This window comes from Xanthobacter albus (genome assembly GCF_043194895.2).
Taxonomy (GTDB): Bacteria; Pseudomonadota; Alphaproteobacteria; order Rhizobiales; family Xanthobacteraceae; genus Xanthobacter.
Map to the genome: position 1 here is coordinate 3,252,363 of NZ_CM195532.1, position 13,031 is coordinate 3,265,393.

The 13,031-nt window shown below is 69.5% G+C and carries 13 protein-coding genes; 11 read left to right on the forward strand and 2 right to left on the reverse strand.

Annotated elements, in window-relative coordinates:
• Positions 1-170 precede the first annotated feature (170 nt).
• The 7 genes from V5F75_RS14580 to lexA all read left to right on the forward strand — a co-directional run bounded on the left by V5F75_RS14580 (position 171) and on the right by lexA (position 5,847).
• The gene (locus tag V5F75_RS14580) at positions 171-788 is read left to right on the forward strand and encodes an anthranilate synthase component II (RefSeq protein ID WP_394036761.1); all 618 of its coding nucleotides are present in this window, start codon (positions 171-173) and stop codon (positions 786-788) included.
• Positions 789-797: 9 nt separating this feature from the next.
• On the forward strand, positions 798-1,829 hold the full coding sequence (gene trpD / locus V5F75_RS14585) for an anthranilate phosphoribosyltransferase (RefSeq protein ID WP_394036763.1): 1,032 nt from the start codon (positions 798-800) through the stop codon (positions 1,827-1,829).
• The gene (gene trpC / locus V5F75_RS14590) at positions 1,829-2,620 is read left to right on the forward strand and encodes an indole-3-glycerol phosphate synthase TrpC (RefSeq protein WP_394036765.1); all 792 of its coding nucleotides are present in this window, start codon (positions 1,829-1,831) and stop codon (positions 2,618-2,620) included. The genes trpD and trpC overlap by 1 nt, the downstream gene beginning before the upstream one ends.
• Positions 2,621-2,697: 77 nt before the next feature.
• Positions 2,698-3,120: a DUF2147 domain-containing protein gene (locus V5F75_RS14595; RefSeq protein ID WP_394036767.1), complete on the forward strand. Its 423-nt coding sequence runs from the start codon at positions 2,698-2,700 to the stop codon at positions 3,118-3,120.
• A gap of 118 nt (positions 3,121-3,238) precedes the next feature.
• The gene (gene moaC / locus V5F75_RS14600; RefSeq protein ID WP_394036769.1) at positions 3,239-3,718 is read left to right on the forward strand and encodes a cyclic pyranopterin monophosphate synthase MoaC; all 480 of its coding nucleotides are present in this window, start codon (positions 3,239-3,241) and stop codon (positions 3,716-3,718) included.
• Positions 3,719-3,749: 31 nt separating this feature from the next.
• The gene (locus tag V5F75_RS14605; RefSeq protein ID WP_394036771.1) at positions 3,750-4,964 is read left to right on the forward strand and encodes a molybdopterin molybdotransferase MoeA; all 1,215 of its coding nucleotides are present in this window, start codon (positions 3,750-3,752) and stop codon (positions 4,962-4,964) included.
• Between the two features lie 169 nt (positions 4,965-5,133).
• Positions 5,134-5,847, forward strand: coding sequence for a transcriptional repressor LexA (gene lexA, locus V5F75_RS14610; RefSeq protein WP_394036773.1), 714 nt, complete (start codon positions 5,134-5,136; stop codon positions 5,845-5,847).
• A gap of 126 nt (positions 5,848-5,973) precedes the next feature.
• Here lexA and V5F75_RS14615 read toward each other — a convergent pair whose 3' ends face one another.
• The gene (locus V5F75_RS14615) at positions 5,974-8,160 is read right to left on the reverse strand and encodes a ComEC/Rec2 family competence protein (RefSeq protein WP_394036775.1); all 2,187 of its coding nucleotides are present in this window, start codon (positions 8,158-8,160) and stop codon (positions 5,974-5,976) included.
• Positions 8,161-8,414: 254 nt separating this feature from the next.
• Between V5F75_RS14615 and gltX the strand changes: the two genes are divergently transcribed.
• From gltX to hspQ, 4 genes are all read left to right on the forward strand, one after another.
• Positions 8,415-9,830 (forward strand): glutamate--tRNA ligase, encoded by a 1,416-nt coding sequence (gene gltX, locus V5F75_RS14620; protein WP_394036777.1) that lies wholly within the window; start codon positions 8,415-8,417, stop codon positions 9,828-9,830.
• The gene (locus V5F75_RS14625; RefSeq protein ID WP_394036779.1) at positions 9,827-10,084 is read left to right on the forward strand and encodes a sulfurtransferase TusA family protein; all 258 of its coding nucleotides are present in this window, start codon (positions 9,827-9,829) and stop codon (positions 10,082-10,084) included. The genes gltX and V5F75_RS14625 overlap by 4 nt, the downstream gene beginning before the upstream one ends.
• Positions 10,085-10,230: 146 nt before the next feature.
• Complete coding sequence (locus tag V5F75_RS14630) at positions 10,231-11,271, forward strand: HpcH/HpaI aldolase/citrate lyase family protein (RefSeq protein ID WP_394036781.1); 1,041 nt, start codon at positions 10,231-10,233, stop codon at positions 11,269-11,271.
• A 139-nt stretch (positions 11,272-11,410) separates the two neighbouring features.
• Positions 11,411-11,734, forward strand: a complete 324-nt coding sequence (hspQ, locus tag V5F75_RS14635) for a heat shock protein HspQ (protein ID WP_394036833.1) — start codon at positions 11,411-11,413, stop codon at positions 11,732-11,734.
• A 402-nt stretch (positions 11,735-12,136) separates the two neighbouring features.
• On the opposite strand, the gene V5F75_RS14640 is transcribed toward hspQ, so the two are convergent.
• Positions 12,137-12,877 carry an invasion associated locus B family protein gene (locus tag V5F75_RS14640; protein ID WP_394036783.1) on the reverse strand — a complete coding sequence of 247 codons (741 nt, stop codon included), beginning with the start codon at positions 12,875-12,877 and terminating at the stop codon, positions 12,137-12,139.
• Positions 12,878-13,031 lie beyond the last annotated feature (154 nt).

Consider the following 13,031-nt stretch of genomic DNA (forward strand, 5'->3'; position numbering starts at 1 on the left):
TCTGCAGTGGACGGCTCCCGCCGCCTGCGTCCGGCGCTGGTCAGGCGTCCGCCCGATGGTGCGGCGCGCGCTGAGCGGGCTTGCCGCCTTCGCTTGACCCCATCCGCCCGGATCGCTTTAACCGGCCGCAATTTCCCGACGCATCGGGCCTGGGCCGCCAGGGAGCCATCATGACTGCCGTCACGCTGATCGATAATTACGACAGCTTCACCTACAATCTCGTGCACTATCTGGGTGAGCTCGGCGCCACCGTCACCGTTCATCGCAACGACGCCGTCTCCATCGCCGATGTGCTGGCCGAGAAGCCGGAGGCCATCGTGCTGTCGCCCGGCCCCTGCACGCCCTCGGAAGCCGGCATCTGCTGCGATCTCATCGCTGAGGCGGGGGCGAGCGTGCCCATGTTCGGGGTGTGCCTGGGCCATCAGGCCATCGGCCAGGTGTTCGGCGGCGACGTGGTGCGCGCGCCGACCCCCATGCACGGCAAGCTCTCAGAGATCCTGCACGAGGGCAGGAGCGTGTTCCGCGGCCTCAACCACTCCTTCCAGGCCACGCGCTACCATTCGCTGATCGTGAAGCGCGACACCCTGCCCGACACCCTGGAGGTGACCGCCCACACGGCGGACGGGCTCATCATGGGCCTCGCCCACAAGACCTTCCCCATCCACGGCGTCCAGTTCCATCCTGAGAGCATCGCTTCGGAGAACGGCCACGCGCTCCTGCGCAACTTCCTGGAGATCGCGACCGCCTTCAACGCGGCCAAAGCCAACGCGACACCGGCCAAAGGCTGAGGACCAGACATGACGGACGAGTTCAAGCCGCTGCTCGGCAAGGTCGCCACCGGCGCCAGCCTCACCCGCGACGAAGCGGCGATCGTGTTCGACAAGATGATGTCCGGCGAGGCCACCCCCTCGCAGATGGGCGCGCTGCTCATGGGCCTGCGCGTGCGCGGCGAGACGGTGGATGAGATCGCCGGCGCGGTCTCGGTGATGCGGGCGAAGATGCTGCCCGTCTCCGCGCCCGCAGGCGCCGTGGACGTGGTGGGCACGGGCGGCGATGCTTCCGGCTCCTACAACATCTCCACCTGCGCCTCCTTCATCGTGGCCGGCGCGGGCGTGCCGGTGGCCAAGCACGGCAACCGCGCGCTCTCCTCCAAGTCCGGCGCCGCGGACGTGCTGGCCGCGCTCGGCGTGCGCATCGATCTCACGCCCGCGGGCATCTCCCGCTGCCTTGCGGAAGCCGGCATCGGCTTCATGTTCGCGCCCTCGCACCATCCGGCCATGAAGCATGTGGGCCCCACCCGCGTGGAGCTTGGTACCCGCACCATCTTCAATCTCATCGGCCCGCTCTCCAATCCGGCCGGCGTGACGCGCCAGATGGTGGGCGTGTTCGCCAAGTCCTGGATTGTGCCGCTGGCCGAGGTGCTCAAGACGCTCGGCTCCGAGCGCGCCTTCGTGGTGCACGGCTCCGATGGCCTTGACGAGATCACCATCTCCGGCACCACCGACATCGCGGTGCTGGAAGACGGACGCATCCACACCTTCCAGGTGACGCCGGAAGACGTGGGCCTTGCCCGCGCGCCCGCCGAAGCCCTGAAGGGCGGCGACGCCAAGATGAACGCGGCCGCCCTCACCGCCGTGCTGGACGGTGCCCGCAACGCCTATCGCGACGTGGCCCTCTTCAATGCCGCCGCCACCCTGGTGGTGGCCGGCCGCGTCAAGGACCTGCGCGAAGGCGTGGAGATGGCGAGCGCGAGCCTCGATTCCGGCGCGGCGAAGGCGAAGCTGGAACAGCTCGTCGCGATTTCCGCTCATGTGTCGGAGGCGGTGTGATGAGCAACATCCTCACCCGCATCGAGACCTACAAGCGCGAGGAAATCGCCGCGGCGAAGCGCGCCCATCCGCTGGCCGAGATCGAGGCCGCGGCCAAGGCGGCGCCGCGCGTGCGCCCGTTCGCCGAAGCCCTCGCCCGCGCCATCGCGGACGGGCAGACCGCGCTCATTGCCGAGATCAAGAAGGCGAGCCCCTCCAAAGGCCTGATCCGCCCGGATTTCGATCCGCCCGCCCTCGCCCGCGCCTATGAGCGCGGCGGCGCCACCTGCCTCTCCGTGCTCACCGACACGCCCTCCTTCCAGGGGGCGCCGGAATTTCTGAAGACCGCGCGCGCGGCGGTGAAGCTGCCGGTGCTGCGCAAGGATTTCATGTACGACACCTATCAGGTGGCGGAGGCCCGCGCCTGGGGCGCGGACTGCATCCTCATCATCATGGCCGGGGTGGACGATGCCCTGGCCGGCGACCTCGCCGCCGCATCCGTCGCCTACGGCATGGACGCCATCTTCGAGGTGCACGACGACGACGAGCTTGAGCGCGCGCTCAAGCTCCCGAGCCGCCTGATCGGCATCAACAATCGCGACCTGCGCACCTTCGAGACCACCCTCGCCACCTGCGAGCGCCTCGCGCCGCAGGTGCCGGAGGACCGGCTGGTCATCGGCGAGAGCGGCATCTTCACGGCTGCCGACGTGGCGCGGCTCGCCAAGGTGGGCATCCGCTCGATCCTGGTGGGCGAAAGTCTCATGCGCCAGAATGATGTCGCAAGCGCCACATCCCTGCTGCTTGCGTCCTGAGCTTGCCCTATACGTCACTTTCGGCCTTAATGTGCGCACCGGCCCCTGAAGAGGCCGGCGCATATGGGAGGATCGTGATGAAATCAGCTCTTGCCGCGGCCGTGCTGGGCGCCGCCTGCCTCGTTTCCCTTCCGGCGCTCGCCGCCGACCCCACGGGCCTGTGGCAGACGCCCACGCGCGGCGGCCAGGTGGAGATCTCCAAGTGCGGGGCGAGCCTCTGCGGTCGCCTCGTCGCCTCCGAGGGGCTGAAGGCGGACCCCACCCTTAAGGATGTGCACAACAGCGACACCAGCCTGCGCGGTCGCGCGCTGAAGGGCGTCACCATCCTCACCGGCTTCTCCGGCGGTCCCACCGAATGGACCGGCGGCAGCATCTACAATGCCGAGGACGGCAAGACCTATTCCGGCACCATCGTCCTCGACGGCGACAACACGCTGAAGCTGAAGGGCTGCGTGATGGCGCCGCTCTGCAAGACGCAGACCTGGACCCGCCTGCGCTGAGACACGGCCAGGCTCCTCCCGCCGAGGGAGGAGCCTTCCGGCGCGCGAGAGGTGGACACGCCCGGCCGCCGGCGCCATCTTTCCGCAACCGAAAGCGATTCCGGAGAGCGGCGCCCCGATGGCGAGCCTGACGCATCTCGACGACCAGGGCGCGGCGCGCATGGTGGACGTGTCCGAAAAGGCGGTCACCGCCCGCGAGGCCGTGGCCGAGGGACGCGTCGCCATGGCCGCCGCCACGCTCGACATGATTCTCGCCGGCAATGCGAAGAAAGGCGACGTGATGGGTGTCGCCCGCATCGCCGGCATCATGGCCGCCAAGCGCACCCACGAGCTGGTTCCCCTCTGCCATCCGCTGATGCTCTCGAAGGTCGAGGTGGAGATCGCGCCCGATCCCGCCCTGCCCGGCCTCGTCATCACCGCGCGGGTGAAGACCTCCGGCCAGACCGGCGTGGAGATGGAGGCGCTCACCGCCGTGTCGGTCGCCTGCCTCACCGTCTATGACATGGCCAAGGCCGTGGATCGCGGCATGCGCATCGAAGGCATGCGGCTGTTGGAGAAATCCGGCGGCCGCAGCGGCCTGTGGCAGGCTGAAGGCTGAACCCGCCCATGCAGAAAAGAGGAAGCGCGCCATGGCGCTGATGAGCGTTGAGGAGGCCATGAGCCGCGTGACCCATGAGGTCACCCCCCTGGGAGTGGAGGAGGTGCCGGTGGAGGTGGCCGCCGGCCGTGTCCTGGCCGCGGATCTCATCGCCCGCCGCACGCAGCCGCCGGCCGACATGTCGGCCATGGACGGCTACGCCGTGCGCGCCGCCGACATCGCGCAGACGCCCGCGTCCCTCACCGTCATCGGCGAATCGGCCGCCGGCCGTCCCTTCGAGGGCGGCGTGGGTGCCCGCGAGGCCGTGCGTATCTTCACCGGCGCGGTCGTGCCCGAGGGTGCCGACACGGTGGTGATCCAGGAGAACACCACGCGCGAGGGTGACCGCGTGACCACCACGGCCGCCACCGCCGCCCTGCGCAACGTGCGCAAGCGCGGCTGCGATTTCCTGGAGGGCGCGCCGGGCCTCACGGCCGGCCGGCGCCTCACCAGCCGCGACATCATGCTCGCCGCCGCCATGGACCATGCCTTCCTGCCGGTGGCGCGCCGGCCGCGCGTCGCACTCATCCAGACCGGCGACGAGCTGGTGCTTCCAGGCCGCGGCACCGGCGCGCCGGGTGAGATCGTGGTCTCCAACGCCTTCGGGCTCGCCGCCCTTGCCACTCAGGCCGGAGCCGAGGTGACCGATCTCGGCCTCGTGGGCGACGACCTTGCCGACATTCGCGCCATCGTCGCCCGCGCGCTCAGCGGCGCCTTCGATCTCGTGGTGTCGTCCGGCGGCGCCTCCGTGGGGGACCATGACCTCATGGCGCCGGCCCTGCGCGCCGAGGGCGTGGATCTCTACGTGCACAAGATCGCGCTGCGGCCCGGCAAGCCGCTGATGTACGGCAGCCGTGGCGCCGTGCGCGTGCTCGGCCTGCCCGGCAATCCGGTATCTTCCCACGTCTGCGCGCTGCTGTTCCTCGAGCCGCTGGTCCGCGCCCTGCAGGGCGATGCCGCCGCCGGGGTGCGCACCGCGCCGGCGCGCCTCGCCGTGGACGTGCCCACCAACGACCAGAGGCGCGATTTCATGCGCGCCCATATGGAGCGTGATGCCGACGGCTCCGTGCGCGTGACGCCGGCCACCTCACAGGACAGCGCCATGCTGAGCATACTCTCCGCCGCCGACTGCCTGCTGGTGCGCGCGCCTTTCGCCGCAGCCGCCAAGGCGGGAGATCCATGCGAGATCATTCCGTTCCACGATTAGGCTACCGTTAATTCCATCTTCACCCTTGCGGAACACAAAAGGAACAGATAGAAGCTGTTCATGATTTGTTTCGCATTCTTTGCGACGCTGCCGCACGCGATCTCCTTCCTCCTGGAGGGTGGAGAATCAGCGCCGTGGATGGCCGGCAGCACCGGGAACGGGGGGTGAGATGCTGACGCGCAAGCAATACGACCTGCTTCGCTTCATCCATGAGCGGCTGAAGGAGACCGGTGTTCCGCCCTCCTTCGACGAGATGAAGGAGGCACTGGACCTGCGCTCCAAGTCCGGCATCCACCGTCTCATCACGGCCTTGGAGGAGCGTGGCTTCATCCGTCGCCTGCCTAACCGGGCACGTGCGCTGGAGGTGGTGCGGCTGCCGGAGAGCGTCGCCCCCGGCCTCGCCACGCAGCGCAGTGGCGGGCGCGGCTTCTCCCCCTCCGTCATCGAGGGGAGCCTCGGCAAGGTACGCCCGGTCGCTGAAGACGAGGAGGAAACCGGCCACAGCGTCGTGGTGCCGGTCATGGGGCGCATCGCGGCTGGAACGCCCATCTCCGCGATTCAGAGCCGCAGCGCCACCTTGAACGTGCCGCCGGAAATGCTGGGCCAGGGCGAGCACTTCGCCTTGGAGGTGCGCGGCGACAGCATGATCGAGGCCGGCATCCTGGACGGCGACACGGTGCTGATCCGCAAGTGCGACAGCGCGGACACGGGCGACATCGTGGTGGCGCTGGTGGACGAGGAAGAGGCCACCTTGAAGCGCCTACGCAAGAAGGGGGCCTCCATCGCGTTGGAAGCCGCGAATCCCGCTTATGAAACACGCATCTTCGGGCCGGACCGCGTGCGCATCCAGGGCCGGCTCATAGGGCTCATGCGGCGGTATTGAGTTCGGAACCCCCATGCGTTCATGGGCGTGCTTCCGGCCTTATGCAGCGGTGTGGCCGGATGGAATGCAAAGGCGGGCTGAGGCTCGCGGAGGTGCATGACGCATAGCCAAAGCGTGGGAGATGCCTCACTCGCTGGCGGCGTCCTCGACCTCTGAGCCCGGACCCGCCCCTTCCGGCTTTCGGAGAGGAGCCGGCGGTAGCGGCATCCAGGGCCGGCGGATGGCCGGATCGCGGGCGGGCTGCTCGCGCAGGGCGCCGCGCTCCAGAAAGAAGGCGAGCGTACCGGTGCGCTCCAGCTCCTTCGGTGTCAGCACGCGGGCCGGGCAGCCGCGGGGCGGCGTCTCCTGCGTCACGATGATCTTCGCGTTCAGGCAATCCGCCGCCAGGCCCTCGGCCTTGCGCGAGACTGCGAGGGTGCCGCCACCCGGCAGAGGGGCCACGCAGCCCAGGGGATCGCAGGTGAATCCGGCTTCGAGGGCGACCCCGCTTACGGCGCGCCGCGCACCCTCCCGCGCGAGCCACTGCTCCACCATCATTTTCTGGCCCTTGGCACCGATGACCGACAGGTGCCCGTCGGGGCCGCGCACGGCCACGGCTGCGGCGTTTGGCGCCACCAGGATATCCGGTGGACGTGGTGCGCCCGACACCAGGATCGCAACCGCCAGCGCTGGCACCGCAAGGAGGCTCGGCAGCCCCCGCAGCAGGCAGAGCGCGAGCAGCGCCACGGTGAACCAGAGGAGGGCAGCCGTATTCACGGTGTAGATTCGCGTATCGGCGCCGGGCAGCGCCGCCACCCAATCGGACACCGCCACCATGATCTCGATGCCGATCCCCATCACCGGCCACGCGAGCCCGTCCCATCCGAACGGCATGAGCAGCACGCCGAGAAGGCCGAAGGGCATGACGAGCAGCGACACCGCCGGCATCGCGACGAGATTGGCGAGCACACCGTAGGGCGCGAAGCGCTGGAAGTGGAAGGCGCCATAGGGCCCGCTCGCGAAGCCGGCCACCAGCGCCGTCACCACGGTGCCGGCGATGAATGCGAGAGGAAGCATGAGGATGCGCGCCGGCAGGCCCTCCGGCCGCGGCAGGGCGCGCAGCGGCTGCAACCGCTCATAGGCGGCCACCAGCGCCAGCGTGGCGGCGAAGGACATCTGCGGCCCCGGATCCAGCGCCGCCTCGGGCGTGAGGCCCAGCACCACGACCGCAGCCGTGGCGATGGTCCTCAAGGTGAGCGCCCTTCGCCCGGCGAGGACGCCCGCCAGCACCAGCCCCGTCATTACGAACGAGCGCTGCGCCGGCACGTCGTTTCCCGAGAGTACGAGATAGAAGGCGCTGCCGCTGATCGCGAGCAGCGCCGCCGTGGCCTTGATAGGCCAGCCCAGCGCCAGGGCCGGCACCAGTGCGAGCGCACCGCGCGCCAGCGCGAACAGGGTGCCGGCCACCAGCGCCATGTGGAGGCCCGAGATGGAGAGGATGTGCGTGAGGCCCGACACGCGCATGCTCTCCTCCACCTGGGGGAGAATCGCAGAGCGGTCACCGGCCACCAGCGCCACGGCGATCTCCGCCGGAGTGCCGTGGAGCACCGCGCGGATGCGCGCGCCGAGGGCCGCGCGGACGTCGCCCACCAGCGCCGAGAGCCGGACCCGCAAGGGGACTTCCGCCGGCGCCGGGGTGAGCTTCGGCGGCCCGAGGCCGAAGCCCACGGCGTCGATGCCCTGGAACCATGTTCCGCGACCGAAATCGTGCGCCCCGGCCATGGCCGGACCAAGAGGCAGCAGCAGGCGGGTGAGCTGCGTGATGTGCGCGCCCACCTCCGGCGCGGCGCCGCGCTTCAGCGACAGGCGCACCAGGCGCGGCGTGCCGTCAATACCACGGACCGGTCCCGGATCGAGCCGCAGCAGGATGCGATCGCTGCCGACCCGCCGTTCCACGCGCTCCACGTAACCGGAAAGCCGAACCGGGAAAGCCGGCGGGCTTGCCAGCGCCTCGTGCATCACGAGAGTGGTGCGCACGCAGCCGGCCGAAAACCCGGCGGCGAAGGCACACAAGCCGGCGAGGATGCCGCAGAGCACGGCCTGCCGCCGCGCGGCCCATGTCCCGGCGGCCAGCGCGAGCGTCAACGCCGCGGCGGCGGTGAGCGACGGCTCGTGGGCCGCTCCGAAATAGGCGAGGATGCCGGCGGTGAAGGCCACCGGAAGCCACAGGACGATGCGGCCGGATTCGGCCTCGGCCGCGAGATCGGCACGGAGCCGCGCGACAAGGGCATGCCACAGCGGCGCGACACGCACTCCGGCGGCGCGCGCACCCATGGGCACGGCGAGGGCGCGCGCGGGGGCGCGAGGCGGCAGGCCGCCTTCTCCACCATCGCTTTTCCCCGGCCTCGCCTGCATTGATCCGCCCGCCTCGCGCCCGTGTTCCTTGTGCGGTGCGCCTATGCTACACGGGCGCCTCGCGCGCGCCATGTCAGTCTCGTCGCGGAGCCTGCGGCGCGCCCTGCCCGTTTCCGCCGCCCGCGCCCCATGGGGCGCGACCGGACGGCGGCTGCCCCAGGTTCGAGTGCGCCATGTCCGAAATCGTCACCCGCTTCGCCCCCTCCCCCACCGGCTTCCTGCATATCGGCGGCGCCCGCACGGCGCTGTTCAACTGGCTTTACGCCAAGGCCAAGGGCGGCCGGATGCTGCTGCGCATCGAGGACACCGACCGCCAGCGCTCCACCAAGGAGGCCATCGACGCCATCCTGGAAGGGCTTTCCTGGCTCGGCATCACCTGGGACGGAGACCCCATCTACCAGTTCGCCCGCGCCGAGCGGCACCGCCAGGCGGTGGAGGACATGCTGGCGCAGGGCAACGCCTATCGCTGCTATGCCTCCGCCGAGGAGCTGGAGGAGATGCGAGAGCTCGCCCGCAACGAGGGCCGCCCGCCGCGCTACGATGGCCGCTGGCGCGACCGCGATCCTTCCGAGGCGCCGAAGGACCGCGCCCCCGTCATCCGCCTGAAGGCCCCGCGCGAGGGCGAGACGGTGATCGAGGACATGGTGCAGGGCACCGTCACCTTCCCCAACAAGGACCTGGACGACCTCGTGCTGCTGCGCTCGGACGGCACGCCCACCTATATGCTCGCGGTGGTGGTGGACGACCACGACATGGGCGTGACCAACATCATCCGCGGCGACGACCACCTGACCAACGCCGCCCGCCAGACCCAGATCTACCGCGCGCTCGGCTGGGAGGTGCCGCGCATGGCGCATATCCCGCTCATCCACGGGCCGGACGGCGCCAAGCTCTCCAAGCGCCACGGCGCGCTCGGCGTGGATGCCTACCGCGACATGGGCTACCTGCCGGCGGCGCTGCGCAACTATCTGGTGCGCCTGGGCTGGAGCCACGGCGACCAGGAAGTGTTCTCCACCGAGGAGATGGTCCGCTACTTCGACCTCGACAAGGTGGGCCGCTCCGCCGCCCGGTTCGATTTCCAGAAGCTGGAGAGCCTCAACGGCCAGTATATGCGCGCCTCCTCCGAAGCCGAGCTGCTCGCCGCGGTCGAGGCGCTGGTGCCGCACCTGCCGGACGCCGCCCGCCGCCTCGCCCGCATGACGCCGGAGCGCCGCGCCCAGCTCGCGGCTGCCATGCCGGGCCTGAAGGAGCGCGCGAAGACGCTGGTGGAGCTGCTCGACAACGCCGAGTTCATCTTCGCCGAGCGCCCGCTGCCCATGGAGGAGAAGGCGGGCGCCCTGCTCACCGAGGAGGGCCGCGCGCACCTCGGCCGTCTCGTGCCGCTGCTGGAGGCCGCCGAGTGGAGCGCGGCCGCCACCGAGGCGGTGGTGCGGGCCTATGCCGAGCAGGCGGGCGTCAAGCTCGGCGCGGTGGCGCAGCCCCTGCGCGCCGCCCTCACCGGCAAGACCACTTCTCCCCCCGTCTTCGACGTGCTCGCCGTGCTCGGCCGCGATGAAAGCCTCGCGCGGCTGAAGGACCAGGCGCGATGATCCGCCTGCGCAGGCCGGCGCCCGAGGGCGAACCGGTGGCGCTGGACCTGATGGGGTTGAAATGCCCGCTGCCGGCACTGAAAACGCGCAAGGCCCTCGCGGCGCTGCCGCCGGGGGCCCGGCTGGTGGTGACCTGCACGGACCCCATGGCGGTGATCGACATTCCGCACGTGGCCCAGGAGACCGGCGCCGTTCTTGAGGGCCGGGTGGTGGACGCGGGGCGGCTGACCTTCACCCTCCGCAAGGTGGGCTGAGCCGGGAAAACCCGCCTACTGTGGGCAAGACCGCCGGCCGCGGCGTGAGCGGCGTTGCGGAGCGGTGCAAGCTATGGTGCAGTGCCGCTCGAAATGCGTCCGGCCAGTGGGGGAGCCATCCCTCCGTCCGGCGCCAGGGGGATGAGATGAAGCTTCCGCGTCAGTTCTTCAAGCCGCTCGCCATCGGCGCGCCCGCGCCCTACCGTGAGCTGCCGGTGCGTCTGGAGCGCATGATCCACTTCGTGCCGCCGCACCTGGAAAAGATGCGCGCCAAGGTGCCGGACATCGCCAGGCAGGTCGATGTCGTGCTCGGCAACCTCGAGGACGCCATCCCGAGCGACGCGAAGGAAGCCGCGCGCAAGGGCTTCATCGAGATGGCCCAGGCCACCGATTTCGGCTCCACCGGCCTGTGGACCCGCATCAACTGCCTCAACAGCCCCTGGGTGCTCGACGATATCGTCGAGATCGTCTCGGCCATCGGCAACAAGCTCGATGTCATCATGCTGCCGAAAGTGGAGGGGGCGTGGGACATCCACTACCTCGACCAGCTCCTGGCGCAGCTCGAAGCCAAGCACGCGGTGCGCAAGCCCATCCTCATCCACGCCATCCTGGAGACGGCCGAGGGCGTGAAGAACGTGGAGGAGATCGCGGCCGCCTCTCCGCGCATGCATGGCATGAGCCTCGGCCCGGCCGATCTCGCGGCCTCCCGCGCCATGAAGACCACCCGCGTGGGCGGCGGCCATCCGGACTACAAGGTGCTGGCCGATGCCGACGGCGACAAGCCGCGCGTGGGCTACCAGCAGGACCTGTGGCACTACACCATCGCCAAGATGGTGGATGCCTGTGCCGCCAACGGCATCAAGCCCTTCTACGGCCCGTTCGGTGACTTCTCCGATCTCGCGGCCTGCGAGAGCCAGTTCCGCAACGCCTTCCTCCAGGGCTGCGTGGGCGCCTGGTCTCTGCACCCGACCCAGATCGACATCGCCAAGCGCGTGTTCTCGCCCGATCCGGGTGAGGTGGCGTTCGCGCTCAAGATCGTGGAAGCCATGCCGGACGGCACCGGCGCCGTGATGATCGACGGCAAGATGCAGGACGACGCCACTTGGAAGCAGGCCAAGGTGATCGTCGATCTCGCCCGGATCGTCGCGGCCAAGGACCCGGAAATGGGCAAGGCTTACGGTTTGTGAGATAATCCGGCAAAGCATGAGGAGGCGGAAGATGAGCACTCAGGAGAAGACGCGCTCTCCCTCCGCCGTTGGCACTGTGGAGATGGTGGGGGCTCTGCCCCCGCCGGTGGAGGTCGCGGCGGACGTCGAGGCCCCGCAGATGCGGATGGCGAAGTTCCGGATCGGCGAGGTGGTGCGTCACAAGCACTTCCCCTTCCGGGGCGTGGTGTTCGACGTGGACCCCGTATTCGACAATACCGATGAATGGTGGCTCTCGATCCCCGAGGACATTCGTCCGGACAAGGACCAGCCTTTCTACCACCTGTTCGCCGAGAATGCGGACAGCGAATACGTGGCCTATGTCTCGGAGCAGAATCTGGAGCTCGACGGTTCCGACGAGCCGCTGCGCCACCCGCGCGTCAACGAGATGCTGCTGGAGGACGCGGACGGCCGCTGGCGGGTGCTTCCCCGGCTGCTGAACTGACATCGGCTTGGGCGGCTCGGGGCGGTGTTCGAGCGCCCGAAGTTAATGGCGTAGGTCGCCCGGCAGGTTTGGCCTTCCGCTTGCGGCCGGCGCGGTGCCGCTGTCAGGGCTGGTCGCCGGCGTCTGGTTGCTGGAGCGAGATGTCGAGCCGGCTCCGGCTCCTCCGGGATTTGTCCCGCCACGACCTCCTTGTGAGAAGCCCCACAAGGGCCGCGTCGAGCGCCTTGGCTGGCGCCTGCGGCAGTCCTCGTCCCGCCCCTATCGCCAGTTCGGCGCGGACACTGCAACTCACCCTCAAAACGCAAACGGCACGCCCCTTCCGGAAGGCGTGCCGCACGTTTAGGTCGTTCGCGAACCGCAGGGCCCCTCCCGCGCACAGCGCTGGGACGGGGCCCCGAAGGGTCACTTGCCGGCCGGGGCCTGGGCGTTGGCCTTCTCCAGCTCCTGGCCCTTCTTCAGCAGAGCGGCCTTGTTCTGCTCTTCCTGGGCCTGGGCCTTCACGCGCGCTTCTTCCATGCGCTTGCGCTCCTGCTCCATGGCGACCTTGGCGTCGACGCCAGGGCCATCATAGGTCTTGCCGAAGTCGGCATTGGAGACCGGCAGGCTGAGGGTGCGGCCGACGCCGTTCACCATCTGCAGATAGACCGCGTTGGCCTTCTTCAGCTTGGCGATGAAGCTCGCGTCCACTTCCACGTCGCCGATGCAGGTGGCGCCGCCACCCTGGATCGGGTTGCAGATGACGAAGGGAACCGAAACCGGGTCCTTGTCGAGGGTCAGGCGCATGCCGGGCTGCAGGCGCATGCCGAGCGGCACGGAAACGTTGAGCCGCTTCTTCGCCTCGTCCTTCATCTCCACGATGTCGATCTTGGCGATGGCCTGGTTCTCGACACCCAGGATCTGGGTGAGCACGCAGACCTGCTTCTTGTTCTCCGGGTTCTCCTGGCAGATCTTCTGCCACGGAGAGGCGGAGAACTTCACTTCCGGCTCTGCAGCCGCGCCACCCGGCGCGGGCTGGGCGGACTGAGCGGGGGCAGCGGGCTTCGCGGGCTGCGCCTGGGAGAACGCCGGGCCGGCCAACGCCACGGAGAGCAGCGTTGCGGCGACACCCGCCGTGAGCCGCGCGATGGAATGGGTCTTGGTCATTGTGGCCTTTCCTGTGCTGCCTGCCGATCGTCCGCCTTTGCGCACGACGGCTGGCCCGCACCTGCTTCATGACCCGCGCTCTCTCCGGGCCAATTGAGGCAAGATGGTGGCGGGCCCCGAACTGTGCCTGCTGGGCTCGACTTTGCGTGCTACC